Below are 23696 nucleotides of genomic sequence, written 5' to 3' on the forward strand. Positions count from 1 at the left end.
GCGCGCCGCCGAGTCAAGCCATTCCCCGCCCCGACACGCTCACAAATCCTGCGCGCGCGGCACATCCGCCAGCCGCAGCGCCAGCGCCTCGAACCGATCGGCCATGATCTCGTATTGCACGGCATTCATCAATTCGTAAACCCGCGCCATCACGGGATGCGCCAACGCGGCGGCATAGGCGCGCAAATCCGTGGTCGACAGGTCTTGATAGGTCTGCGCCGCATTGGCCAGCGCCGAGGCGCGCATCGGTTCGCGCATCTCCTCGGCCCCCTGTGCCAGCATCAGCCGCAGCATGTCCGCATCAATCGCGCCCTCGGTCAGCCCCGCCGCGGACGCAGCCATGAGAAAGCGGAACTGGATTTCCTGGATCGCCAGAAGCGACTGGCCCGAGGCGTCGATCGCGTCATTCATCTCGCTCAGGGCTGCGCGGCGCCCCTCATCCATTGCCGCCAGCAGCGCCTCGCCCTCGGCCCGCGCGGCCTCGTCATCCGCGCGCATATGCGCCGCGTTCTCCACGGCAACAAGACGCTGCCCGAGACCGGAGGCGTAGAACTCGGCGGCATGGTTCAGCATCTCGTCATCGAGCGTCTCGGCGAGAATATCGAGCGCTCGCGCCCGCATTTTGACGGTATCGAAGACCTCCGCGGTGATCCGCTCCCAGGCCATCCCGAAATCCTCGGGCGCGAGATCGACCATCGCGGGCGCATCCGGCGCGCTCAGCGCGATGCTGTCCAGCGCCACGTCGAATCCCGTCACCTCGAGGAACGCCGACAGTCGGTCGCGGTCGGCCCCCGCTGCGACGCAGGACCACAACACAAGCATCAGCGTCAGACCAAGGGCAGGCAGACGCTGGAGAGACGGCAGAAACACCATGGCGGGACCTCTCGATCTGTTTTCCCAAACCTAGGCGATTTTGCGGCACAAACAATCCATAACCCCCTTGCCCCGCCCTCCAAAGCCAAGTAAACGCGCTCACCAGACCCCCGCGGAGAGGTGCCGGAGTGGTCGAACGGGGCGGTCTCGAAAACCGTTGTGGGGGCAACCCCACCCAGGGTTCGAATCCCTGTCTCTCCGCCACTTGCCCTCGCGAAAGCGTTCTCCCGATCCGGCTGCGGCCGGATTTTCTCGTTGTTTTCGAGGGTTATGCGGGCGCGGCTGAGCACTGGCCCTGCCGCCGGGAGGCCCCGAAGCGGTCTCTCGGGGCCGATATTCTCCGGACCTCATGACTGCGCCATTTTGGTGAATAGCTTGTAAGCCACTGTATCTAATCGGCTTTTCCACGGAGCGGTTATTGACTCCGACGCCGGTTCCGTTCGGGTGTGGCGCCACCGGTATCCAACCCTGATTTGCAGCATCGGAACGCGCCGCTCGTTGACGTCCCGGGCGAGTTATGACCATTCTGACCACAAATCAGGGAGGGGCCCATGAAGGCCGTGTCTGCCCGTGAGGCCAAGCATCACTTCGGCCAGCTGATCGACGTGGCGCGGGCCGAGCCAGTGGTGGTCGAGAAGCATGGGCGGCCGGTGGTCGTCGTCCTTGCGGTCGAGGAGTACCAGCGGCTGACCGGCCGGACCGTGGAACCCTCCGGCAAGAAACGAGAGGACGAGCGGTAGCGCATGCCGATACTGAACTGGCTGACACGGGACGAGGACATCCGCACGGCACAGCACGTGCCCTATCGCTTGCTGGAGGAAGTCCCGGATTTGTCGGCGGGCGACGGTGGCGCGGGCAACATGCTGATCCAGGGCGACAACCTGGAAGCGCTGAAGGCCCTGCTGCCCTTTTATGCCGGCCGGGTGAAATGCATTTATATCGACCCGCCCTACAACACGCGCTCCGCCTTCGAGCACTACGACGACAACCTCGAGCACACGCAATGGCTGGCCATGATGTGGCCGCGGCTGGAACTGCTGCGCGATCTTCTGGCCGAGGATGGCTCGATCTGGGTGTCCATCGACGACAACGAGGGGCACTACCTCAAGGTCATCATGGACGAGGTGTTCGGGCGTCGAAACTTCTACACGTCCTTCATTTGGCAGAAGGTCGACAGTCCAAACGATAACAAGGTCCCGGTCACACCGGATCACGAATACATACTTTGCTACGAGCGCAATTCGGAGCGGGCCCCGTTCAAGAAGAAAGCAGACCTGTCGATTCTCGAATCTTACCGGACGAGTGAAGAAGAGCCGCGTCCGCATCGTGATCGGCTCGTGAAGAAGAATGGCGCCAACAGCCTCCGAGAAGATCGACCTACAATGTTCTACGAAATCGAGGCTCCTGACGGAACGATGGTTTTGCCGATCCACGACGACGGCAGGGAAGCCAATTGGGCGTTCAGCAAGGCAGGCGTCGAAAAGCTAAGGCGCGAGAATAGGCTTGTTTGGAAACAGCGCGAAAGAAACGGCGAGACCGTATGGGTCCCGTATGCACGGGAGTTCGCGCCAGAGACGCCCACGCGCCCACACCCTACGATTCTGCTCGATGTAAAGACCTCACGGCAAGCGAAAGCTCATCAACGATCCCTGCTTGCCAGCGTAGAGACGTTCGCAACCGTAAAACCGGAGCAGCTGATTGCGCGCGTCTTTGAGACCTGCACTGATCGAGGAGATATCGTTCTCGACTCCTTCCTCGGCTCGGGAACAACGGCCGCTGTCGCTCACAAGATGGGTCGCCGTTACATTGGCATCGAGATGGGAGAGCACGCGGTGTCCCACTGCGCGCCGCGACTGCAGAAGGTCATCGAGGGCGAACCGGGCGGGATTTCGGAGGCGGTGGGCTGGCAGGGTGGCGGCGGTTTCCGCTTCTACCGGCTGGGCCCGCCCGTCTTCGACGAGGAAGGCCACATCCGGCAGGACATCCGCTTCCCGGTGCTGGCGGCGCATGTCTGGTTTTCGGAGACCGACCGGCCTTGGGATGGCAGCGGCGACAGCCCGCTGCTCGGCATTCATGACGGCCGCGCCCATGCGCTGCTCTACAACGGCATCCTTGGCGACAAGAGGCCGGGCGGCGGCAACGTGCTGACCCGCGCGACCCTCGTCCTGATCCGAGAGGATATCGCCAAGCTGGCGCCGGACTTCGACGGCCCGCTGACCGTCTACGGCGAACAATCACGGCTGACGCCCACGACGCTCGACCGCGAGCGCATCACCTTTAAGCAGACGCCCTACGACGTCAAAGCGCGGGCCTGAGGGGGCATCTGATGAAATTGAAGCAATACCAGACCGATACTCTCTCCGTTCTCCGCCGCTTTTTCGAGGAGGCGCGCGTGGCGGGCCCGAAGGGCGCGTACGAGGCGATCACCAGGGAGCCCGAACAGGCCAAGCGGCTCGGCCGGTACGGTGGCACCTACACGTCGCTCGCCGAGTTGCCGGCCGTTCCATATGTCTGCCTGCGCCTGCCCACCGGGGGCGGCAAGACGATCCTCGGCGCCCACTCCATCGGCATCGCGCGCGACGCCTGGGTGGAGAAGGACTATCCGATGGTCCTCTGGCTGGTGCCGTCGAACACCATCCGGCTTCAGACGGCCGAGGCGCTGAAGAACGCCCGCCACCCCTATCGGCAGGCGCTGGACGAGGCCTTCGACGGCCGGGTGCGCGTGTTCGACATCGCGGACTTCACGCATATCCGCCCGCACGACATCCGCGACCATTGCTGCATCGTCGTGGGCACGATCCAGACGCTGAGGGTCTCGAACACCGAGGGCCGGAAGGTCTATTCCCACAACGAGAACATGGAGCCGCACTTCACGGCGCTGCCCAAGAGCCTGCCGGGGCTGGAAACGTTGGAAGGCGGCGGCGTGAAGTTCTCCTTCGCCAATCTGATGCATGTCCACCGGCCGCTGATGATCGTCGACGAGGCGCACAACGCGGTCACCGGCCTGACGCGCGAAATGCAGGCACGCGTCAATCCGTCCGCGATCATCGAGTTCACGGCGACGCCGCGGCTCAACTCGAACATCCTGCACAGCGTGACGGCGCAGGAGCTGAAGCTCGAGGAGATGATCAAGCTGCCGATCATGCTGTCCGAGCACGACACCTGGCAGAACGCGGTGAACGGGGCGATCGCGTCGCGCGCGTCGCTGGCTGAGGAAGCCGAGAAGGACTCGTCGTACATCCGCCCCATCGTCCTGTTCCAGGCGCAGCCCAAGAACCAGGAGGTGACGGTCGAGGTGCTGAAGAAGCACCTGATGGAGGTCGAGCAGATCCCCGAGCACAAGATCGCCGTGGCAACTGGCGATCAGCGCGAACTGGACGGCATCAACCTGTTCGATCCGAAATGCCCGATCGAATACGTCATCACCGTCGAGGCGCTGAAGGAGGGCTGGGATTGCTCCTTCGCCTATGCGTTCTGCTCGGTCTCGAGGATCCAGAGCGCGGTGGACGTCGAGCAGTTGCTGGGGCGCGTCCTGCGGATGCCATATGCCAAACGCCGCAAGGCCGAGGATCTGAACCGCGCCTATGCGTTCCTGTCGGAGCCGTCGTTCGGCGAGGCGGCGCGGTCGCTGGCCGACAAGCTGGTGGCCATGGGTTTCGAGGAGGATGAGGCGCTCGACAACATCGAACCGGCGCAAACTTCGCTCGATGCCGATACTGGCCTGTTCGGCCCGCGCGACAAGCCGAAGCCGACTTTCAAGCACACGGTGACGGCGACGCCTGAGGTGCTTGCCGAACTGAAGAAGCGCGAAGGGGTGAGCGTTCGCGAAACCGAGGATGGGAAGGTCGAGATTGCCGTGACGGGGCGTTTTGACGGCGGCCTCGAAGAGGCGATCGTCGAGGCCCTCCCCGAGACCGAACGAACCGGGTTCTCGGCGGCCGTCACCAAGTATCGCGTCGAGGTGAAGGACCAGCTATCGCCTGCAGAACAGGGCGAGGCGTTCGAGGTCCCTCGCCTGGTCTCCGAGATCCAGGGCGAGTTCGAGTTCGCTGACACCGACGTGTTCATGGAATTCCACGACTGGTCGCTGCTCGACCACTCGTCGAAGCTGGGTGAAGGCGAGTTCGCGATCCGCGAGACGGCACGCAGCTTCGAGATCGACCTCGACGGCAACCGCATCACCTACCAGTTCGCCGACGAAGAGGAACAACTGGCGCTTGACGTCGATGTCGAAGGCTGGACGCCGGAGGCGCTGGTGCTCTGGCTCGACCGGCAGGTGCGCCAGCCTGACATTCATCAGAGCGAACTGCTGCGCTGGCTGCGCGACCTGGTCGGCCACCTGATCACCACACGCGGCATGCACATCGCGGCGCTGATGCGGTGCAAATTCATCCTCGCCCGCAAGATCCGCGAGAAACTCGCCGCCATCCGTCAGCAGGAACGCGATGGCGTCTACCAGCGGTATCTCTTCGCTCCGGAAGCCAAGGTCGAGGTATCCTTCGACCAGGCTTTCGAGTTCAAGGACGGAATGTACTGGGATCAGCGCCGGTATCGTGGGCGCTGGAAACCTCGCAAGCACTTCCTTGGGCCGGACCATGTGCCTGCTTTCGACGGGGCCGAGAACGGCGAAGAGTTTCAGTGCGCGCAGGCCATCGACAGCTTGCCGGGCCTCAAGTTCTGGATCCGCAACGTCGCTCGCCACCCCAACTCGTTCTGGTTGCCGACGGCCACAGACAAATTCTATCCGGATTTTGTGGCTCAGTTGGAGGACGGCCGACTGCTCGTCGTTGAGTACAAGGGCGCCCACATCGCCGATGGCCCCGACACCGCCGAAAAGCGGACCATCGGGCAGCTGTGGGAGAGGAAGAGCGGCGGCAAGGGCCTGTTCGTCGTGGTTGAGAAGACCGTCGACGGCAGAGACATGCGGGCTCAGATGGTCGGGAAACTCAGCGTTCACAAGTGAAAACCGCGATCAGAGAGGCGGATTAATCCTCTTGGCTAAGCGGTGTTCAGGCCCAGCGCTGCGAACGTCTCCAAAGTCTTGTTGCACCCTCGGCATTGCCCGCATCCAACGGACTCTCTATGGCACGAGAACGTCCAGCGAAGCAGGGAGAGTGGAACCCCGCTTTCGCGGACGAGTTCAACAGTTGTCATGTTGATCGCCGGTGCCGTTACACGGGCGTCGGGCAGTTCGCAGCGAATCAAAGCGTCGATCGCACTGACGAACTCGGGATTGCCGTCGGGATGAACGCGGTCTGTGATCACCGTTCCCACGGCAATTTCCTTCAAGCCGCGATCCGCAAATGCCATGGCGGCTACCGTCACGAGGAATTGGTTCCGAAAAGGCCACGCCTCACTAACCTTTGAGTGAGATGCCATACCTCGGCCGACCATGTCCCCAGCGCCCAGGGCGCCGACGTTCGCCGTCACTACCTGATGCGGCAGGTCAAGCTGTCGAGCCAGGTGTGATGCGGCCCTCATTTCTCCGGCGGCCGGGCGTTGCCCGTAATCGATAGTGAGCAGTAGGTCTGGCCGCCGCCAGTAGGCAAGTGCGGTGGACTCTACGCCGCCGGAGAAAAGCAGGACCCTCATGTCAATGCCCGGCGCCCTGCCCACGCCACATGGTACAGAGCTGTAGAGAAGTCGTCGACGACACGGCAATTGGGAGAGCCCAGCAACATCGTTAGGTCGCTGGCCTTCGTCGATTGTGCTAGCGCCACTACAGGGAGGCCGATGCGCGTTGCATAGCCCACTTCGAATAGAGTCCCCGGGTCGCCACCATCCAGAAGGGCGAGCACCGCTGTGGACTGGTCTAGCGCGGCGAGGTCCGCCGGAACGACTTCGGACGGCTGGCCGAGCCCAATCTCGTGGTAAGGAGAAAAGACCTTCACACCCAGCTCTTTCAGCCCGCGATACGCTTCCTCGACGAGCCAAAGCTCATGTGTCGTGAAGAAGGGCCCAGCAATATAGACCTGTCCACCTACACCAGGTTTGATTGGCTCGCCGACGCTGATGGCCTCTTCCGCTCGAACGGCTGGCGTACGCGTCTGCGCATAGTGCGCGACGCAGCGCGAGGCAACGTCAGCCGCATCTGGCGCTGATCGCCCCGCCAACATCCAGTTTTCCGCGAATGCGGCGCTGAAGACATCGCCCGTGCCAATCTTGTACACGCGAGCGGATTGATAGGGCGGCACTTCTGCGGAAAGGCGGGCGTTCTCGTAAACGCGACATCCGTCCGCCCCTGCCTTGACAATAAGGGCTGAGAGGTTCCCGCCAGCGAAGAGACGCTCCACAGCGCTGGCCTCATCCGGTGCCCGCCCGAGCGCAAGGACTTCGGACAGGTTCAATACGATTGCAAGCCTTGAAGCGCCCGAGCCATTTTCGTGGAAATCCGCAGGATCCCCTTGGGGATCGTATACGCAAGCCTCAGCCCTTACGACGCCAGTGCCTTCCATGAGCCCGAAGCGCAGTACCGCGGCCCCCTCGACAACCAGGGGCTCGGCCCTTGGCAATGGGAAAGGAAGATACTCCGGACGAGCGAGCGGGTGAGTGTAGCGGAACGACACAAGCGCATCGCTGGCAGCTGGTGCATGTTCAAGGTTCTCATGCGCCACGGTGCGCGTCGCGTCCAACTGCTCGGCAGCTGGGCAGTAATACCGCCAACGAACGTGCCTACCCGCGGCGGCAAGCGCAAGCGCGGCCCGGCCGCCCGAGCCGAAGCGGGCGTCCACCTCGGGCGAGACGCAGCGCTCGGCATAGTAGCCACCAACGACTGTGATGTCGGGTTCAGTGCCGCTCATGCACGTCGCACTCGAAGGCGCACGCGTCCTGCCGCTGCCCCTGTCACGTCGACGACGTCCGCGGCAAACTCGACACCGTCATCGAGGCAGCCAATCAACGCAGGAAGCAGCACGTGACCCGCAAGCGTGCCAACCTGCGTTCCGCTGTCCAGAAACACGCCTACGGCGTTCGCAGGGGTCAAGCGGACCGCCAGCACCTGGCCGCTTGTGAGCCGGTCCGCGACACCGGCGACAGGGGAGTAGAGATCGTCTTGAAAGGATATCGCACAGGGATCCGCGCCGGGGTTACCTCCGCCGGAGCCTGATCCGCCGCTGCCACCACCCGTCCCGCTTCCTCCTTTGGGATAGCTCGGATCACCGCCGCTTCCGCCCATAAATCATCCTCCTAATCAATTTCGAGTAGCGTAGCCGACAGTGGCGCGCTCCACCATACGCGATCCGAACCGACGCATGTCGTCCCAGATTACTGCGTCAAGGATTGACGGTCGAACCTCCAGAGCTGCGGCGAAATCGATGAAGCGTGCCTCAAGGCGCTCATAGTCGGCAGGCAGGCGCACACGGTCGGGAAAAAGCTTCATATGCCGACCAAGGCGAAGAACATGTATATCTAGAATCGCAACATTCTCGGCACCCAGCCAGTTGCGCGCAATCCAGCTCGCTGTCTTCGGACCGACGCCTGGCATGGCCATTAGTCTGTTGCGAAAGACCCGCGAGGCTTTCGCATGCGCTGAGCGCTCGGGCGCCAATTCGTCAGCCAGCACGAGGGAGCAAGCAAGCCGCTCCGCCTTCTGACGTGGGAAGCGGTAACTCTGAAGTCTCACCCCGCGTGCATCGGAAACTGGGATCCGTTCAGAGAGCAGATCGAACAGCTGCTCCACTGAGGGGCGCGCGCGCCATTCAAATACGCCTCGTTCTCGCAGATGGCGGAAGAAAGCGTCGTTCACCTCAACGCGCACTCCGTATCCACCCAAGAGACAGAAACCCAACTCTTCGTGAAGTGTGGATTCTCGTGCGACATACCCCTCACCGGCTTTCTCTGCATTCGCGCAGCGCCAGCGCCAATAGGCCGGCGAGAGGATCACATCAGGTCGACCCAGCGCGACCCCCGGAAGGACTTCGGCGCACCCATTTGCATCAAGCGCGGGCAGTACGCAGTGGCTGCGAGAGGGGTGGGCTTCACAAGCTGTCATGCATGATATATGCATTAAATCATGCATGAACACAAGCTCGATCAGCCTGCTTTTGGCATCGCCCTTCAGCGGGCTCGAAGGCGGCTTGGACTGTCGCAAAGTACTGTCGCGACAAAAGTCGGCCTTAAGCAGAGTACGGTTTCGCGTATCGAAAATGGTAATGTTTTTCAGTCGTCTAAGGTTAACGAGCTGAGGGCAATCATCGATGATGCGGCAAAGGAAGTTGACTTGGAGGGCGTCGTCGCAAACGTGGCGAATTCCCCCGAACTTCGCGCTCTTGTCGCGCGTATTCTCGATGGCAGTATGCATTCCTAATGCATGGTCTATGTCGCTGCCTTCCATTTTTCGCGATGTTCCAGGATTGTCATTCGGCCAATGCTGCGCCTTGGCGGTGCGCGGGTAGTTGGCGCCTGTAATGAGCCCGTTCGTACGCCCGATGCCGGGGTCGTCAGGCGCGGTCTGATCGACCTGGCTGTCGACCCCACTCCACCGGAAACGGCTCCAGCACCAGCGCCAACGTCACATCGGGCCCGTACGTCCCGTCCAGGATCGCCTCAACGATGTTAGGCGCGAGCAGCGTGAGCCGCAGGACGCGGGTCATGTAGGAGGGCGCTATGCCCTCCCGTTCGGCCAATTCGGCGATGGTGGCGTATTCGCCCGACTCAAGCATCCGCTTCCATCGGAATGCACGTGCCAGCGCCTTGACCAACGTGTTGTCCGCGCGCCGCGGCTGGGTAGCGCCTTCCGGCAGCTGCATCTCCTTCCGTCCGCCCCGCTTCACGATGCGGAACGGCACGTGGAGCGTCACCGTCTCCGGGGCTGGAGACCCGCGGGTCATGCAGCTTCTCCGATTCCGCCGGCAAGCATCTCGCGCGCGAGGCCACCGAGGCCATCAACGCGCAGGCGAATGTTGAGCCCGTCAGTGCCAACATCGACGCGTTCGACCAGCAGTGCCACGATGCGTGCCTGCTCGGCGGGGAAGAATTCGTGCCACAGCGCATCGAGTTGCTGCAGCGCCGCACGCGCGTCGGCCTCGGAGATGTCGTCGGCGTGAACACGCGCCGCCTTCCATGTCCCCGCAACAATCTCTGGCTGTCGGAACACGGCACGGAGTTGGTCGATGACCGTGGCCTCGATCTCCCCTGCTGGCACGCGGCCCACCGGGCATGACCCGGCACCGTGCTTCAGCACTGTCTGGCTGACGTAGTAGCGGTAGAGCCTGTCGCCCTTGCGCGTATGGGTCGGCGAAAACGCGGCACCATTGGGACCGAAGAGCAGCCCCTTCAACAGCGCGGGCGTGTCGGCGCGAGTCCGGGCGGCACGCTTGCGCGGGCTTGTCCGAAGGATGGCATGAACCTTGTCCCACGTCTCGCGGTCGATGATGGCGTCGTGCTCGCCGGGGTAGCTATCGCCCTTGTGGACCGCCTCGCCGATGTAGGCGCGGTTGCCGAGCATCCGGTAGATGTATTTCTTGTCGATCCGGTTCCCGCGCGGCGTCCGGATGCCGCGTGCGCCGACCTCCCGCGCCAGTTCCGTGCTCGACCCGATCTCGAGGAAGCGGGCGAAGATCCAGCGGACATGCGCGGCGCCTTCTTCGTCGATGACCAGCTTCCGGTTCTCGACCCGGTAGCCGTAGGGCGGCACCCCACCCATCCACATGCCCTTCCGGCGAGAGGCGGCGACCTTGTCGCGAATGCGCTCGGCCGTCACCTCGCGCTCGAACTGCGCGAAGCTGAGCAGGATGTTCAGCGTCAGCCTGCCCATCGACGTGGTCGTGTTGAAGGACTGCGTGACCGAGACGAACGTCACGCCGTTGCGGTCGAACACCTCGACCAGCTTGGCGAAGTCGGCGAGTGAGCGGCTGAGGCGGTCGATCTTGTAGACCACCACCACATCGACGAGCCCGTCCTCGATGTCTTCCAGCAGGCGCTTGAGGCCGGGCCGCTCCAGCGTGCCGCCCGAGATGCCGCCGTCGTCATACTGGTCGCGGACCAGCACCCAGCCCTCGGAGCGCTGGCTGGCGATGTAGGCCTCGCAGGCCTCGCGCTGGGCGTGGAGACTGTTGAACTCCTGCTCCAGCCCTTCCTCGGAGGATTTCCGGGTGTAGACCGCGCAACGCAGCTTGCGAACGACAGATTTGTTCATGCCGTTCTCCGATGGTTTTTCAGCCCGAAGAAGACCCAGCCGTTCCAGCGTGTGCCGGTGATCGCGCGCGCGATGGCGGACAGCGACTTGTAGGGGCGGCCCTGCCATTCGAAGCCATCGGCGGTCACGGTGACGATCTGTTCGACGCCCTGCCACTCGCGCAGCAGCCGCGTGCCGGTGATGGGACGGTCGCGGTCGGCGCGGATGCGGCGCTTGGATCGGTCGCCGCCGTCCAACTCCTCGCCCAGCCGCTCCAGCCGCCGGATCGTCTCCGGCCTCAGCCCACCATAGGCCAGTTCCTGAATGCGGTAGGCCAGGCGGGACTCCAGGTAGCGCCGGTTGAAGGGCGGCGGCTCGCTGTCGAACAACTCTCGCCACTGTTTCTTCAGCTCGGGCGTCGACGTGGTCTTGAGCGCGGCCAGGCGCGCGGGGATGGGATCGGGCTTGTTCATGCATTTCTCCGCTGAGTTGGAGTTGCATGACGGCATTGGTCGGGCGGATAGTGTAGGCAACGTTCTCCAGTATCGTCAGATACTTCGCCCATCTCCCGCATCCGCAGCCGAACCAGCCCGAGCGCCAGCAGGCCGCACAGCTCGGCGCGGCGCTCGGCGGGGGTCATTCGGGCGGGTGATAGCGGATTGGGGCGTTTCATGAAGGGCGTGTCCGTGAGGTCTCACCCTTCCTCTACTCACGGCCCTTTCAATCTGTCCCACGGACGGTGGCAATGCGCGAACCGCGCCTGTTTCGACTCGACTCAGGGTTGTTCTGGTTGTTAGAACATAATATGAACAAATGAGTCTTCAGCGAGGGGGTGCCATGGGGTCCGACATCAAGAAATTTGTCAATCCGAAGTTTCTCAACAGCATCGATGTCGTGCTCATGCGCGACCTCTTCGCGCGTCATTTCAAGGACGATGGCCTCCCTCTCGTGTTCGAGGGCGAAGTTGCCGAGATTCGCAAACGGATGGCCGCCTATTTCGCGGCGCCGATCACCGCCTGGTCCGAAGGGCTGATCGCGGATCTGCATCGGGTCGCCGAACTCGGCACCGGCGAAGGCATGCAACTCATCCTGAACGAGGCTCGCCGCCAGGGCGTGATCCTCTATTCCGACCTCGATGCGAAACAGGCCGACTCGGCGCCGGTGAGGCACGAATCCAAGCATGTGGCGTTGCACGCCTATCTGCATCACCACCCGATCTTCGAGGCGGCGGCCGATTTCCAGGCGCTGCGGGCGCCGACCGCCATGGCGGAGTTTCGCGGCCCGCAGCGCGATGTCGGAGCCGATCTGACCGAGGCGGCGTCGGCGGCATTCAAGGCCGCCATCGTGAAGCTGTTCGCGCAGGACCTGCAGGGCGATTACTGTCGTCTCGGCCCCTATGAGGAGGATGGCGAGATCAACCTCGTCGTCAGCCATGGCGCACCGGTCACGACCACGCCGGTCGTGGCGGGCGACCGCGAACAGATCATCACCCTGCGCGCGGTGAAATATGCGGCCCTGCGCTATGCATCGAACGAAGGGCTCCTGCGCATCGGCGGCGTGCCAAGGGCGCAGCAGGCCGAAGTGGCGGCGATCTTCGCCGAACACATCCTCGGGCGACCCGGTTTCTTCGCCGGCAAGGACGCGCGCGATCTCTATACCCTCGATCCCATCACCGCGTTCGGCCCGGACTTCGCATTCCAGCATGCGTTCGACGAGAGGATCCTCGAGGTTCGGATCGTGGCGGCAGCGGCCGATTTCTTCGCCGAGGACGAGGATGGCGCATGGCGCTATGTGCGCAGCTGGGAGTCGAAGGACGCATCCGGTGCGGCGCTCCGGCATTTCAAGGCCAGCGAGGTGCGCTTCGGCCGCGGCTGGCGTCTGGGAGAGATCACCTTCCGGGTGTTTTTCAAGAGCGACGCGAAACAGCCCGCCAAGGTGACCGTGCGTTTGAAGCCGCCCGGCACGCTCGCCTTCCGTCGCACCCGCTTCGAGAAGGCGATTCATGCGCTGGTCGCGCGCAACGGGCTGGAAAAGGATCGCGATGCTGACCTGGTTGTGGAAGCGGCTGAGTAACGGCGGGGCGGAGGCCAGGGTCTCCGGCCGGGCGCTACGCCGCTTCCCCGAGCGCGAGGTCGAGCGCCTGCTGCGGGCCCGGGTTCTGATCGAACAGCGCAAGGCCGACAATTGGCCGGTCTGCACGCATTGCGACTGCGGGCTTGATGCGCGCCCGATCCGGCGGGTCGGCGACGAGATTCGCGCTTGCTGTCCGCATGATGCCGCTGAAGACGTTGCCCTCACCGAGGACGACCTGAAACGCTATTCCGTCGACGGGGAACACCTGGCGGGCGAAATCGCGGCATCGGGCGGGCTTGTCGGCGGCGTGGTCCGGATGGATGACGGCGTCTGGCTGATCGGCAAGGCACCTTCAGGCTATGCCATGGTGCTTTGCAACGACCCTGACAGGTTGGAAGCGCCCGGCATGATCCTTGCGCTCAAGGCCGCGGTGGGCGGCACAAGGGTGGCCCTGATCGCCACCGCAATCGAGGCGACCATCGCAATTCGTTGGCGGGAAGCCGGAATTCCGGTGCTGGACTTCAGCGAGGTGATGATCCCTGACCAGTCCGGTGCGGATCGTCTGGACCTCGCGCGGATCCTTGCGGAGCCGCACGTCGCGGCGACGTCCTCAGATTCCGCCGCATCCAGAACCGCCCGGCTAATGATTTCACGCTCACGGCGAAGCGTGCAACTGGATGGCCGCGATTTCGTCCTGTCGCTTACCGAATTCGACTGTTTTCTCGGTGCCGCCGAGAAGGTCGCGGCTGGACAGGTCATGCTCACCTATCAGGAACTCTATGCCCTGACCAACCGGGCGACCCATCGCGATGTCATCAACGAACTCCGCGACAAGTTGCAGAAGCAGGGTCTGACGCGCGAACAGGCTTTCGACCTGGTGAAGACGGTGCACGGACGGGGACTGACCATCAGCTTGCCGGGACAGGACATCGACATCCGCGACTGAGACGATCCACGTTTCTCCCACGATTTTCCCACGCCATTCCCACCAATCGCCCGCAGCGAAACGGCAGTTTCGGAACAACAGCAATGATGTTCCGAGGCACCACGACATGCACCCACCCATTTCCCCCTCCGACCTCGCCACGCTGATCGACGAGGCCGACCTCGCGGCGCGGCGTCTGCACCGCAAGCTGGCGCTCCCCGCGGCCGATCTCGACGATCTCCGCCAGGACCTGCTCGTCGATCTGATCTGCCGTCTGCCCGGCTTCGATGCCCGACGCGGCAGCATCGGCGCCTTCGCGGGCATCATCCTGCGCAACCAGTCCGCGCGGATCGCGATCCGCCATCACCGCCAGCGCCGGGCGCAGGGCGGGACGGTGCTTTCGCTCGATGCGCCGATCGCTGGCGGGGTCGAGCCGCTGGGTTGCCTGTTGGCGGAAACCGACGGGCTCGCTGCCTGGCATGGCCAGGATGCCAGCGCGGCCGAGGATGCCGAGTTGCGTCACGATCTTGCCCTCGCCCTTGGCGCGCTGCCGGAAGAGGCCCGCAGGCTCTGCGCCGCTCTCGGGACCTGCGCCATCGCCGAGATTGTCAGCCACAGCGGCATCTCCCGCTCCGCCCTTTACCGCCGCATCGCCCGGTTGCGGCTCGACCTCGCGATGCGCGGGTTCGGGGCGCGGTGGGACGCCTCGCGAGCCGCGTGAGTAGAGGGAGGACATGGAGATGCTCATCATGCCCCGCACCGCCTTCATCCCGGCCAGGCCCCGGCCGCTCACCGATGTCGAATTCTGCGCCTGGATCGGTCAGGCGATGCCCGACGACCGCCTCGAATACCACCGCGGGTTTCTCGGGATCGACACGACGGCCGTCATCTCGACGCTGCCGGAGCCCGAGCGTCGCAGGCTTGGGGCGCTCGCCAGCGCCGCGCATCGGGCTTTTGAGGCGGACCTCGTCCACCTCGTTCAGGTGCGGCTCGGCCCGGACCGCTTCGCCTATCTCGCCATCGCCCGGACCAAGCCGCGCCGCACGCCCGTGCCGCTCGCCCGTCTCCTCGAAGACGCCGAGGCCGCGTGATGGCCCTGCCATCCCCTTCCAACGGAGTTTCCGCCATGCCGCAAAACGACAACGCCCCACGCCTCATTGACCTCGATCGCTTCGCCATTGGCGACATCGCCGCATTTCCGCCCGAGCTGCTGCTGGACCTGCAGACGACGGCGCTCACCGAGACCGCCCGCGTGAAGCGGCTGCGGGACCGGCTCGAGGCTGGCATCGCGCAACGTTACGAGGCCGCCGCCGCGGCCGAGCGGGCCACCCAGGGCAAGACCTCCGGCACCGTGCGCATCGAGGACGACGGCATCGTAATCGTCGCCGATCTGCCGAAGAAGGTGACCTGGGATCAGGACCGTCTCGCGGCGATGGCCGAGCGCATCCGCGCGGCCGGCGATGACACGACCGAGTATCTCGAGATCGCCTACCGCGTGCCCGAGCGGCGCTACGGCGCCTGGCCCGCGGCGATGCGCGAGGGCTTCGCGGACGCGCGGAGCGAGACCACCGGCAAACCCGTGTTCCGGCTCGAGACCCGAGACCGGTGACGCGCGGCGGCGGGACGCCCGCGCGGCAACGCCGGGCAGGTTCCCCTTCGGCACCCGGTCACCCCCCGCCGCCGCGCACCCTGAACGCAAATTCCGGAGAACCCCATGACTTTCCGCATCATCACCGCCGACGAGCGCATCTCCTCGGCCGAGAACAAGACCTCGCTGGCGATCTTCGGTCCGCCCGGCGTGGGCAAGACCACGCTCCTGAAATCGCTGCCCGCCGAGGAAACCGTCTGCCTCGACCTCGAGGCCGGGATGAAGTCGGTGCAGGACTGGCGCGGGGCGTCGATCCCGGTGCGCAGCTTCACCGATTTCCGCGATCTGGTGGTGCTGATCGGTGGGCCCGATCCTGCGCAGCATCCGCAATCCTGGTATGGTGCCGAACGCCATGCGTGGTTGCAGGCCCAGCACCGCGACAGCGGCATCGAAGCCTTTCTTGCCGCGCGCCGCATCGTGTTCGTCGACTCGATCACCGATTTGACCCGGCAAGTCATGGCCTATGCCCGCCAGCAGCCCGAGGCGTTCTCGGACCGGACCGGCAAGCCGGATGTACGCGGGGCCTATGGGCTGTTGGGGCGCGAAGTGATCCAGGCGCTGAAGCACCTGCAGCATGCGCGCGGCAAGACGGTGATCTTCGTCGGCGTGCTGGAAAAGGTCACCGACGATTTCGGGACGGTCACCTGGCAGCCGCAGATGGAGGGCAGCAAGGCCGGGCGGGAATTGCCCGGGATCGTGGACCAGGTGGTCTCGATGCAGCTGTTCGCGCGTGATGCCGAGGGCGAGTGGACCCTCGACGAGACCTCCGCCGAGCGCCGCCTCGTCTGCCGCTCCGGCAACCCCTGGGGCCTTCCGGCCAAGGACCGCTCCGGCCGCCTCGACATGACCGAACCGCCCGATCTCGGCGCGCTGCTCGCCCGGATCGATGGCCGAACCGCTCTCAAACCTGCACTCGCCTCCTGATCCCTGAAAGGAAACTGACATGAGCTACGATCTCAACGACGCCCAGCCGCAGATGGCCCCCATCGGCGAGCTGATCCCCGACGGCACCTTCGCCAAGGTCCGCCTGACCATCCGCCCCGGCGGCGTGAACGGTGCGACCCCGATGGATGCGGGGCTGCTGAAGGCATCGCAATCCAGCGATGCACGCATGCTCGATTGCGAATTCACCGTGGTCGATGGCCCCCATGCCCGGCGCAAGTTCTGGCAGAGTTTCACCGTGGCGGGCGGGAAGCTGGACGAGAAAGGCCAGTCCATCGGCTGGAAGATCTCGAAATCCACCTTTCGGGCGATGGTCGACAGCGCTCTCGGGCTCGATCCCAGGGACGAAAGCCCCGGCGCCAAGGCCAAGCGGGTTCTGCCCGGGCTCAAGCATCTCGACGGCATCGTCTTCGCCGCGCGGATCATGGTGGAGCCCGCCTCCAACCCGCAATACCGCGACCAAAACCGCATCGCCAACGTCGTTCTGCCCGACGACGCGAGCCATGCCGCGATCATGCGCGGCGAAACCGTGCCGCCGGATCCGGTCAACGCCCCGCCGCGCAAGGCCGTGAGCGCGCAGGTGCCGGGCTGGCAGGCGCCGACACCGGCATGGGGCGCGGCGCAACCGTCGCCCGCGGCGCCGAACTGGGGCGCGCAAGCGGCCGCCCCGGCACCGGCACCGCAACCCGCGCCGCCGCAGCCCGCACCGGCGGCGCCGGCCACCCCCGCGATGCCCGCGTGGCTCAATGGCTGAGGCACGACGGACGCGGCGGTCAGGTGGGGCGGCACGATCACCAACCGCCCAAGGCGATGGGGCTGGGCCGGGGAACCGGCCCATGACCCCGGACGAATGGCAGGCGCATGTGACGCGCGCCGCCGCGCTGGAGATCGGAAAATGGCTCGAGGCCCGAGGAAGACTGCACCAACCCATCGCAAGCCTTACCCTCGGCGACCTCGAGGCCATGGCGGTGAACGCCATCTCGCGCTGGATCGTGATGCAGGCGGAACGCCTGCACCGGCTGGATTGGCCGCAAGAGGACCCGATCGCGACCTTCTTGATCGGATAGCGCTCTGCGCCGTCTGCGCCCGAAAGGCGCGCGGCTTCGGCTACTGCCACGGCCTCCGCTGGGATCGCCATCCCTATCACCGCTTCTGCTCGCTCCGCTGTCAGGACGCAGGCAGCGCAATTGCCCAAAGGAACAATGGCATGATCGACAAGACCGCCCGCGAGGGCCGTGCGATCCGCGACGCGCGGACGCTCTTCGCCGAAGCGCTCACCGACCTCGGGCTCATGGAGCCCTTCTTCCATCGCAGCGCCGAAGACATCGACCGCCTGATCGAGGCGGCGGTGACCGGTTACGTCGACAGCATGCTGGCGCAGGGGGCGATCAGGGAACGCACCGGCACCGCCCACGACGATCCGATCCCGTTTTAGGGAGAAGCGCCATGATTGATCTGAACGACGATACGACGACCTGCGCCTGGAAAGGGCTTCTGGCCGCCGCCACCGAAAATGCCGCCACAGATTTCGAGATCGAATTCTGCGATAGCCTGCGCCAGAAACTCGAACGGTTCGGCGCGCGTGTCCAGTTGACGGACGCCCAGTTTCACAAGCTGACCTGCATCGCGCAGGCCGGTGGGTTCTGGGAGCGCGACCGATGATCGACCTCAACCATAAATCGGGCTTCCTCTACGGCGCCGCCGCGCCGCGTCCACCCATTGCCGAAGCCGTGTCCGCCGCCATCGACACGGCGCTGTCCGCGCGCAACCGCGCCGAGCGTCCGCGCACCTATGTCAGCTCCTCGGGTCTTGGCCGCGATTGTCTGCGCCAGATCCAGTATGACTTTCTGGCCGTGCCAAAAGACGAGGGTCAGGAGTTCGCCCCGAAAACCCTGCGCATCTTCGAGGCGGGGCACCGGGGCGAGGACATCGTCGCGGGCTGGCTGCGCATCGCCGGGTTCGATCTGCGCACGGCGCGCGCCGATGGGCGGCAGTTCGGCTTCGAGGCCCTTGGCGGCCGGTTCAAGGGCCATATCGACGGCTGCCTCGTTTCCGGCCCGGTCGCCATGGACTATCCCGCCCTCTGGGAAAACAAGGCGCTCGGGGCATCAAGCTGGAAGGACGTGGTCAAGCGCGGGGTCAGCATCGCCCGCCCGGTCTATGCCGCCCAGCTTGCGCTCTATCAGGCCTATCTCGATCTGCCGAAGCCCGCGCTCTTCACCGCGCTGAACCGCGACACGATGGAACTGCACGCCGAACTGGTGCCCTTCGATGCCCGCCTCGCGCAGGAAATGTCGGATCGCGCCGTCGCGGTGGTGCGGGCGTCCGAAGCGGGCGAATGGCTGCCGCGAACGGCGGCTGTCCCTACGGCGGTTCTGTGCCGGGGTGGCATGTCGGCGGGGAAATGGCATGCGCCCTGCGCGTGGGCGAACCGTTGCTGGAAGGAGACCCACGCATGATCCCCGACGCCTACGAACTCAAGCGCATCGTCCGCAACCACAGGGCTCGCTTCTGGTGCCCGGACCTGCTCGAAGCGGCGGAGTTCGCGCCGATCTACTTCTTCGACGATCAGGCCGCCTTCGACGGCGAGACCGTCGATCGCGCAATGACCCGGGTGCTGACCGGCCCGGTCCGGCTGCCGCATCCGACCGTGATCTTCGAGGTGCGCGAGCAGCGTCCGGCGCCCTCCGGTCTGATCGTCTGCGCACGCGAGCATGACGATATCGTCGAGGCGACCTTCCTGATGCGCAAGCGCGCGCCGGGCGGCTGGACCGACTGCCTGGTGCGGATCTGGATGCTTCCGGACGGCATGGTAGAGATCGAGGGCAATCCGGCCGAGCAGAAGGACCAGACGATACGCGGTCACGGCGAGGTCGCCGCCGGCATCGTCTGGCGGGCATTGACCATCCTCGGCGCATCGCCGGACATCCGCGACCGCAAGGTGTCGGTCGCGAAACGCACCCGCCTTGCCCGCGACGGCGTGCGCGGGTGGGTCTGGCGGCAGGTCGCCATCGATCCGGAACGCCTTCGGACCGCCGCCGCCGATCCGGGCGACAGCCATGCCAGCCCGCGCTGGCATCTTCGTCGCGGGCATTGGCGTCAGCTCGCCGATGGGCGGCGCGTCTTCGTGCGGCAATGCGAGGTCGGCAATCCCGAACGCGGCGGGGTGGTCAAGGACTACGCTGTCGGAGGACACGCCGCATGACCAGTTTCACCCCCTCGGCCGCACAGGCCGCCGCCATCGCCGAGGTCCGCGACTGGTTCGAAAATCGCACCGACCAGCAGCAGGTGTTCCGTCTCTTCGGCTATGCCGGATCGGGCAAGAGCACCGTTCTGAAATTCGCCCTCGACGACCTCGGCCTCGCGCCCCACCGCAGCGCCAGGGACGGCACTTGCGTGCCCGGCGTCGTCACCGCCACCTTCACCGGCAAGGCCGCACTGGTGCTGACCCGCAAGGGCACATCCGCGCGCACCATTCACAGCCTGATCTACTCGGTGATCGAGTCGACCGAAGAGGAAGTCGCGGCCGCCGCCGTGAAGGTGCAGGAAGCCGAGGCCGCCGCCCGCAAGCTGACCGGCTTCGACAGGACCGCAGCCGAGGCGGGAATCGAGGCGATGCGCCAGGCGCTTTCGGCCATGAAACATCCGCGCTTTGCCCTGAACCCGCAGAGCGATGCCGCCGATGCCAGACTGATCGTGCTGGATGAGGTGTCGATGGTGGGCGAGGAGATGGCGCGCGACCTGATGAGTTTTGGCAAGCCCATCCTGGTGCTGGGCGACCCCGGCCAGTTGCCCCCCATCAAGGGTGAAGGCGCCTTCACCCGTGACGCGCCCGACGTGATGCTGACCGAGATCCACCGCCAAGCGGCGGAAAGCGCCATCATCCGGCTGGCCACCATGGCGCGAATGGGCGAGCCCATCGGCTTCGGGACCTACGACGCCTTCGTGGCCAAGCTGCGCAAGGGCGACATCACCCCGGATCAGGCGCTGCGCGGCGGGCAGTTGATCTGCGGCCTGAACGCGACGCGGCTGCAACTCAACAATGCGATGCGCGCGGCCGCGGGGCTCGGCGGGACATACCTGCCCACCGGGGCTGCGGAAAAGATCATCTGCCTGAAGAACCAGAACGACCTCGGGCTGATCAACGGCATGTTCCTGACACTGGAAGGCATCGTCGACGAAGGCAGCCTCCATTTCTCGGCCATCGTCCATGACGAGGATGGTCGCCGGGTCGGGCCCCTTGATCGCGACGGCCGACCCGGCCGCCTGCGCGTCTACAAGGGGCATTTCGAGGATCATGTCGCCAACGATCCGAAACGCCACGACCGCGACTGGAAGGACAAGCGTCTTCTGACCGAAGCCACCTTCGGCTGGGCGATCACGGCCCACAAGGCGCAAGGCTCGCAATGGGAGAACGTGATCGTCTGGGACGACGGGCTGGGCCGGACCGATCTCGACCGCCGCCGCTGGCTCTATACCGCGATCACCCGGGCCGAGCGCGGCCTTGTGCTGCTGGCCTGAAGGGGGTGCGATGATCGACCTGAACGATGTCGCCACCGCCAACCCCCGCCATGATCTGGCGGCGGTGCGCGACCGGCTGGCCGTCACGGCCGCCGACTGGCTGCCGCGGCTGTTCCCCGAGGCGCGGCTTGCCCGTGACCGGCGCGCGTTGCGTTGCGCCGATCTTTCGGGCCGGGCCCCGCGCAAGGAGGGATCCTGCACCATCCACCTCGACGGGCCCTATGCCGGCTGGGGTTTCGACTATGCCACCGGCGAGCGGGCGGGCCCTATCGACCTGATTGCCCAGGCGACGGGCTTCTCTGACGCAGCACTTTTCGACGAGGCGGCGCGGATCGCGGGCATGGACCATCCGCCACCCCGGTCCGCGCCGCGCCCCAAGCCCGATCATTCCACCGAGATCGCGAGGCTGGTCGCGGGTGCTATCCCCCTGGTGGGCACCGTGGGTGAAGACTACCTCCGCGCGCGCGGGCTATCGGATCCTGCATCGCCGCATTTGATGTTCCACCCTGACCTGCCTGATTTCGAGAGCCGTCGCGGTTGGCCGGGGCTGATCGCGCTGGCGCGGTTCGCGAACGGAGATCGCGCACCCGGCATTCACCGGACCTTTCTGCTCGATGACGGCAGCGCCAAGGCCCCTGCGGGCAAGAAGATGCTGGGCTCGGTCGCGGACGCCGCAGTGCGTCTGTTCGCCATGCCAAAAGACGGCCACCTTGGTGTGGCCGAAGGCATCGAGACGGCTGTAGCGGCGCACGACCTCTTCGGCACACCGGTCTGGGCGGCCCTTTCGGCCGATGGGCTGGCGCGCTTTCGCTGGCCCGAGGGCACGACGCGCATCACCATCTACGCTGACGCGGGCGATGCCGGGCGTCAGGCAGCCGCGACACTGTCGGACCGGCTGAACCGGGCCGACATTGCGAACGAGATCGTCCTGCCGCTCCACGGGGATGATTTCAACGACGATCTGATGCGGGGCGCGCGGGCCGAGGACTATCCTGGCGAGGCCGCCGTGCCCGCGACCGCCTTGATGATCGAGCCCGCAGAGGATGCGGCGGCAGAACCGGTCGCCCCGGCCGGGGAAGATATCGACACGCTGGTCGCCGCCGCCGACGCCTTGACCAACCCGCCTGACATCACCGCCCTCGGCCAGCTTCTCGGCCGCGCCGCGCTTGCCAGACTGGACCCGCTGCCCGAACGCCAGATCCTCGCCCGGATCAAGACCGCCACCGGCATTTCCATGTCGATCCTGGACAAGCAGCTTGCCGAACTGCGCCGTCGCGTCAACGTCAGCGGCGATCCCAATGCGCGTATCGCCAAACCGGCCTGGTTCAACCGCCTGCGTCAGGACATGGCCGGAACCCCCGAACGCAACGAGGCCAATGTCATCATTGCTCTGACCTCCGATGTCGCCTTCGCGGGCGTGCTCGCCTTCGACGATTTCGCCCAAGAAATCGTGGTGCGGCAACCGCTGCCATGGGACAGCACGACCGGGCCATTTCCCCGGCCCTGGGAGGATGCGGACGACGTCCGCTCCGCCGAATGGCTGCAACTGCGCGGCGTCAACGTCGCCCCCATGGTGGTCGGCCGCGCGATAGGCGCCGTCGCCCGTGACCATCGCATCCACCCGGTGCGTGACTGGCTGGAGCACCTGCGCTGGGACGGCACGCCCCGGATCGAGACCTGGACCAGCACCTATCTCGGGGCCGAACCCACCGCGTTTCACCATACCGTCGGCGCGCTGTGGCTGATTTCGGCCGTCGCCCGCATCTTCCGCCCGGGCGTCAAGGCAGACCACATGCTGATCCTCGAAGGGCCGCAGGGCGCGCGCAAGTCCACCGCATTGAAGGTGCTGGCCGGTGAGGAATGGTTCACCGACGAACTGCCAGAGCTTGGGTCCAAGGATGCCGCCATCCACATGCAGGGCGTCTGGATCGTCGAGATCGCCGAACTCGACGCCATCGGCCGCGCCGAGGTCTCGCGCATCAAGGCGTTCCTCACCCGCACCACCGACCGTTTCCGCCCACCCTATGGCCGCTACACCGTCGAGGTGCCGCGCCAGTGTGTCTTCGCGGGTACGGTCAACCCGGACACCTACCTGCGCGACGAGACCGGCAACCGCCGCTTCTGGCCGCTCCGCTGCGGCACCATCGACATCGCGGCGCTCGCTCGCGACCGCTACCAGCTCTGGGCCGAAGCGGTCCACCACTTCCGCGCCGGGGCGATCTGGTGGATCGACGACCCGGCGCTGCTGGCGGAAGCCCGCGAGGAGCAAGACCGCCGCTACCAGTCCGACGCCTGGGACGACCTGATCGAGCACTGGCTGACACACGAGATCCGCACCGTCTCCGACGGCTTCCCCGACTATGGCAACTCCCGCACCGAGAACGTGCCGCGCCCGGAGCCGCTGCGGGATGTGTCGGTCGGCGAGATCCTCGAGGAGGCCATCGGGCTCGAACCCGCCCGCTGGACGCGAGGCGATCAGATGCGCGTCTCGGCCTACCTCAAGGCGAACGGCTGGGAGCGGTACCGGCGGCGCGACGAGGGCGGGCGCGAGGCGGCACGGGAGTGGCGGTACCGAAAAGGAGCTTGGTAGGCCTGTGCGC

General features: G+C 65.5%; 24 protein-coding genes and 1 tRNA gene. 18 read left to right on the plus strand and 7 right to left on the minus strand.

Features of this window, described 5'->3' with window-relative positions:
* Window positions 1-39: 39 nt before the first annotated feature.
* Complete coding sequence (locus ABIE57_RS05750; protein WP_354538054.1) at window positions 40-873, minus strand: DUF2059 domain-containing protein; 834 nt, start codon at window positions 871-873, stop codon at window positions 40-42.
* A gap of 114 nt (window positions 874-987) precedes the next feature.
* Between ABIE57_RS05750 and ABIE57_RS05755 the strand changes: the two genes are divergently transcribed.
* The 4 genes from ABIE57_RS05755 (at window position 988) to ABIE57_RS05770 (ending at window position 5836) form a co-directional block, all read left to right on the plus strand.
* A tRNA-Ser gene (locus tag ABIE57_RS05755) sits at window positions 988-1077 on the plus strand.
* Between the two features lie 347 nt (window positions 1078-1424).
* Window positions 1425-1613 carry a type II toxin-antitoxin system Phd/YefM family antitoxin gene (locus ABIE57_RS05760; protein WP_354538055.1) on the plus strand — a complete coding sequence of 63 codons (189 nt, stop codon included), beginning with the start codon at window positions 1425-1427 and terminating at the stop codon, window positions 1611-1613.
* Window positions 1614-1616: 3 nt separating this feature from the next.
* Window positions 1617-3188 (plus strand): site-specific DNA-methyltransferase, encoded by a 1572-nt coding sequence (locus tag ABIE57_RS05765; protein WP_354538056.1) that lies wholly within the window; start codon window positions 1617-1619, stop codon window positions 3186-3188.
* A gap of 11 nt (window positions 3189-3199) precedes the next feature.
* Window positions 3200-5836, plus strand: a complete 2637-nt coding sequence (locus ABIE57_RS05770; protein WP_354538057.1) for a DEAD/DEAH box helicase — start codon at window positions 3200-3202, stop codon at window positions 5834-5836.
* Between the two features lie 35 nt (window positions 5837-5871).
* Here ABIE57_RS05770 and ABIE57_RS05775 read toward each other — a convergent pair whose 3' ends face one another.
* The 6 genes from ABIE57_RS05775 to ABIE57_RS05805 all read right to left on the minus strand — a co-directional run bounded on the left by ABIE57_RS05775 (window position 5872) and on the right by ABIE57_RS05805 (window position 11460).
* Window positions 5872-6465, minus strand: a complete 594-nt coding sequence (locus ABIE57_RS05775) for a 7-cyano-7-deazaguanine synthase (RefSeq protein ID WP_354538058.1) — start codon at window positions 6463-6465, stop codon at window positions 5872-5874.
* On the minus strand, window positions 6462-7673 hold the full coding sequence (locus tag ABIE57_RS05780) for a PfkB family carbohydrate kinase (protein WP_354538059.1): 1212 nt from the start codon (window positions 7671-7673) through the stop codon (window positions 6462-6464). Before ABIE57_RS05780 ends, ABIE57_RS05775 begins: the two co-directional genes overlap by 4 nt.
* 389 nt (window positions 7674-8062) lie before the next feature.
* Window positions 8063-9205 (minus strand): 8-oxoguanine DNA glycosylase, encoded by a 1143-nt coding sequence (locus ABIE57_RS20590; RefSeq protein ID WP_454283692.1) that lies wholly within the window; start codon window positions 9203-9205, stop codon window positions 8063-8065.
* Between the two features lie 106 nt (window positions 9206-9311).
* Window positions 9312-9701 carry a ParB/RepB/Spo0J family partition protein gene (locus ABIE57_RS05795; RefSeq protein WP_354538062.1) on the minus strand — a complete coding sequence of 130 codons (390 nt, stop codon included), beginning with the start codon at window positions 9699-9701 and terminating at the stop codon, window positions 9312-9314.
* The gene (locus tag ABIE57_RS05800) at window positions 9698-11008 is read right to left on the minus strand and encodes a recombinase family protein (protein ID WP_354538063.1); all 1311 of its coding nucleotides are present in this window, start codon (window positions 11006-11008) and stop codon (window positions 9698-9700) included. The genes ABIE57_RS05795 and ABIE57_RS05800 overlap by 4 nt, the downstream gene beginning before the upstream one ends.
* Window positions 11005-11460, minus strand: coding sequence for a DUF2924 domain-containing protein (locus ABIE57_RS05805; RefSeq protein ID WP_354538064.1), 456 nt, complete (start codon window positions 11458-11460; stop codon window positions 11005-11007). The genes ABIE57_RS05800 and ABIE57_RS05805 overlap by 4 nt, the downstream gene beginning before the upstream one ends.
* Before the next feature lie 364 nt (window positions 11461-11824).
* On the opposite strand from ABIE57_RS05805, the gene ABIE57_RS05810 reads away from it, so the two are divergent.
* The 14 genes from ABIE57_RS05810 (at window position 11825) to ABIE57_RS05875 (ending at window position 23686) form a co-directional block, all read left to right on the plus strand.
* Complete coding sequence (locus ABIE57_RS05810; protein ID WP_354538065.1) at window positions 11825-13060, plus strand: hypothetical protein; 1236 nt, start codon at window positions 11825-11827, stop codon at window positions 13058-13060.
* Window positions 13029-14006 carry a hypothetical protein gene (locus ABIE57_RS05815; protein ID WP_354538066.1) on the plus strand — a complete coding sequence of 326 codons (978 nt, stop codon included), beginning with the start codon at window positions 13029-13031 and terminating at the stop codon, window positions 14004-14006. Before ABIE57_RS05810 ends, ABIE57_RS05815 begins: the two co-directional genes overlap by 32 nt.
* Window positions 14007-14112: 106 nt before the next feature.
* Window positions 14113-14706 (plus strand): hypothetical protein, encoded by a 594-nt coding sequence (locus tag ABIE57_RS05820; RefSeq protein ID WP_354538067.1) that lies wholly within the window; start codon window positions 14113-14115, stop codon window positions 14704-14706.
* A 13-nt stretch (window positions 14707-14719) separates the two neighbouring features.
* Window positions 14720-15076, plus strand: coding sequence for a hypothetical protein (locus tag ABIE57_RS05825; RefSeq protein ID WP_354538068.1), 357 nt, complete (start codon window positions 14720-14722; stop codon window positions 15074-15076).
* Window positions 15077-15111: 35 nt separating this feature from the next.
* Window positions 15112-15594 carry a hypothetical protein gene (locus ABIE57_RS05830; protein WP_354538069.1) on the plus strand — a complete coding sequence of 161 codons (483 nt, stop codon included), beginning with the start codon at window positions 15112-15114 and terminating at the stop codon, window positions 15592-15594.
* A 105-nt stretch (window positions 15595-15699) separates the two neighbouring features.
* Window positions 15700-16557 (plus strand): ATP-binding protein, encoded by an 858-nt coding sequence (locus ABIE57_RS05835; RefSeq protein ID WP_354538070.1) that lies wholly within the window; start codon window positions 15700-15702, stop codon window positions 16555-16557.
* Window positions 16558-16576: 19 nt separating this feature from the next.
* Window positions 16577-17329: a hypothetical protein gene (locus ABIE57_RS05840; RefSeq protein WP_354538071.1), complete on the plus strand. Its 753-nt coding sequence runs from the start codon at window positions 16577-16579 to the stop codon at window positions 17327-17329.
* A gap of 82 nt (window positions 17330-17411) precedes the next feature.
* Window positions 17412-17642, plus strand: coding sequence for a hypothetical protein (locus ABIE57_RS05845; protein ID WP_354538072.1), 231 nt, complete (start codon window positions 17412-17414; stop codon window positions 17640-17642).
* 140 nt (window positions 17643-17782) lie between these two features.
* The gene (locus tag ABIE57_RS05850) at window positions 17783-18010 is read left to right on the plus strand and encodes a DUF6511 domain-containing protein (RefSeq protein WP_354538073.1); all 228 of its coding nucleotides are present in this window, start codon (window positions 17783-17785) and stop codon (window positions 18008-18010) included.
* A gap of 11 nt (window positions 18011-18021) precedes the next feature.
* Window positions 18022-18237: a hypothetical protein gene (locus tag ABIE57_RS05855; RefSeq protein WP_354538074.1), complete on the plus strand. Its 216-nt coding sequence runs from the start codon at window positions 18022-18024 to the stop codon at window positions 18235-18237.
* Window positions 18234-19034, plus strand: coding sequence for a hypothetical protein (locus tag ABIE57_RS05860; protein ID WP_354538075.1), 801 nt, complete (start codon window positions 18234-18236; stop codon window positions 19032-19034). Before ABIE57_RS05855 ends, ABIE57_RS05860 begins: the two co-directional genes overlap by 4 nt.
* A complete protein-coding gene (locus tag ABIE57_RS05865; protein ID WP_354538076.1) occupies window positions 19031-19780 on the plus strand; it encodes a hypothetical protein in 750 nt (249 codons plus the stop codon). The genes ABIE57_RS05860 and ABIE57_RS05865 overlap by 4 nt, the downstream gene beginning before the upstream one ends.
* Window positions 19777-21096 (plus strand): ATP-dependent DNA helicase, encoded by a 1320-nt coding sequence (locus tag ABIE57_RS05870; protein ID WP_354538077.1) that lies wholly within the window; start codon window positions 19777-19779, stop codon window positions 21094-21096. The genes ABIE57_RS05865 and ABIE57_RS05870 overlap by 4 nt, the downstream gene beginning before the upstream one ends.
* Window positions 21097-21106: 10 nt before the next feature.
* Window positions 21107-23686, plus strand: coding sequence for a VapE domain-containing protein (locus ABIE57_RS05875; protein WP_354538078.1), 2580 nt, complete (start codon window positions 21107-21109; stop codon window positions 23684-23686).
* Window positions 23687-23696 lie beyond the last annotated feature (10 nt).

This window comes from Roseovarius sp. MBR-6 (genome assembly GCF_040547525.1).
Classification (GTDB): Bacteria; Pseudomonadota; Alphaproteobacteria; order Rhodobacterales; family Rhodobacteraceae; genus Roseovarius.

Coding starts and splice junctions, on each gene's coding strand:
- ABIE57_RS05750 (WP_354538054.1), bottom strand. CDS start 873: ATGGTGTTTCTGCCGTCTCTCCAGCGTCTGCCTGCCCTTGGTCTGACG.
- ABIE57_RS05760 (WP_354538055.1), top strand. CDS start 1,425: ATGAAGGCCGTGTCTGCCCGTGAGGCCAAGCATCACTTCGGCCAGCTG.
- ABIE57_RS05765 (WP_354538056.1), top strand. CDS start 1,617: ATGCCGATACTGAACTGGCTGACACGGGACGAGGACATCCGCACGGCA.
- ABIE57_RS05770 (WP_354538057.1), top strand. CDS start 3,200: ATGAAATTGAAGCAATACCAGACCGATACTCTCTCCGTTCTCCGCCGC.
- ABIE57_RS05775 (WP_354538058.1), bottom strand. CDS start 6,465: ATGAGGGTCCTGCTTTTCTCCGGCGGCGTAGAGTCCACCGCACTTGCC.
- ABIE57_RS05780 (WP_354538059.1), bottom strand. CDS start 7,673: ATGAGCGGCACTGAACCCGACATCACAGTCGTTGGTGGCTACTATGCC.
- ABIE57_RS20590 (WP_454283692.1), bottom strand. CDS start 9,205: ATGGAAGGCAGCGACATAGACCATGCATTAGGAATGCATACTGCCATC.
- ABIE57_RS05795 (WP_354538062.1), bottom strand. CDS start 9,701: ATGACCCGCGGGTCTCCAGCCCCGGAGACGGTGACGCTCCACGTGCCG.
- ABIE57_RS05800 (WP_354538063.1), bottom strand. CDS start 11,008: ATGAACAAATCTGTCGTTCGCAAGCTGCGTTGCGCGGTCTACACCCGG.
- ABIE57_RS05805 (WP_354538064.1), bottom strand. CDS start 11,460: ATGAACAAGCCCGATCCCATCCCCGCGCGCCTGGCCGCGCTCAAGACC.
- ABIE57_RS05810 (WP_354538065.1), top strand. CDS start 11,825: ATGGGGTCCGACATCAAGAAATTTGTCAATCCGAAGTTTCTCAACAGC.
- ABIE57_RS05815 (WP_354538066.1), top strand. CDS start 13,029: ATGCTGACCTGGTTGTGGAAGCGGCTGAGTAACGGCGGGGCGGAGGCC.
- ABIE57_RS05820 (WP_354538067.1), top strand. CDS start 14,113: ATGCACCCACCCATTTCCCCCTCCGACCTCGCCACGCTGATCGACGAG.
- ABIE57_RS05825 (WP_354538068.1), top strand. CDS start 14,720: ATGGAGATGCTCATCATGCCCCGCACCGCCTTCATCCCGGCCAGGCCC.
- ABIE57_RS05830 (WP_354538069.1), top strand. CDS start 15,112: ATGCCGCAAAACGACAACGCCCCACGCCTCATTGACCTCGATCGCTTC.
- ABIE57_RS05835 (WP_354538070.1), top strand. CDS start 15,700: ATGACTTTCCGCATCATCACCGCCGACGAGCGCATCTCCTCGGCCGAG.
- ABIE57_RS05840 (WP_354538071.1), top strand. CDS start 16,577: ATGAGCTACGATCTCAACGACGCCCAGCCGCAGATGGCCCCCATCGGC.
- ABIE57_RS05845 (WP_354538072.1), top strand. CDS start 17,412: ATGACCCCGGACGAATGGCAGGCGCATGTGACGCGCGCCGCCGCGCTG.
- ABIE57_RS05850 (WP_354538073.1), top strand. CDS start 17,783: ATGATCGACAAGACCGCCCGCGAGGGCCGTGCGATCCGCGACGCGCGG.
- ABIE57_RS05855 (WP_354538074.1), top strand. CDS start 18,022: ATGATTGATCTGAACGACGATACGACGACCTGCGCCTGGAAAGGGCTT.
- ABIE57_RS05860 (WP_354538075.1), top strand. CDS start 18,234: ATGATCGACCTCAACCATAAATCGGGCTTCCTCTACGGCGCCGCCGCG.
- ABIE57_RS05865 (WP_354538076.1), top strand. CDS start 19,031: ATGATCCCCGACGCCTACGAACTCAAGCGCATCGTCCGCAACCACAGG.
- ABIE57_RS05870 (WP_354538077.1), top strand. CDS start 19,777: ATGACCAGTTTCACCCCCTCGGCCGCACAGGCCGCCGCCATCGCCGAG.
- ABIE57_RS05875 (WP_354538078.1), top strand. CDS start 21,107: ATGATCGACCTGAACGATGTCGCCACCGCCAACCCCCGCCATGATCTG.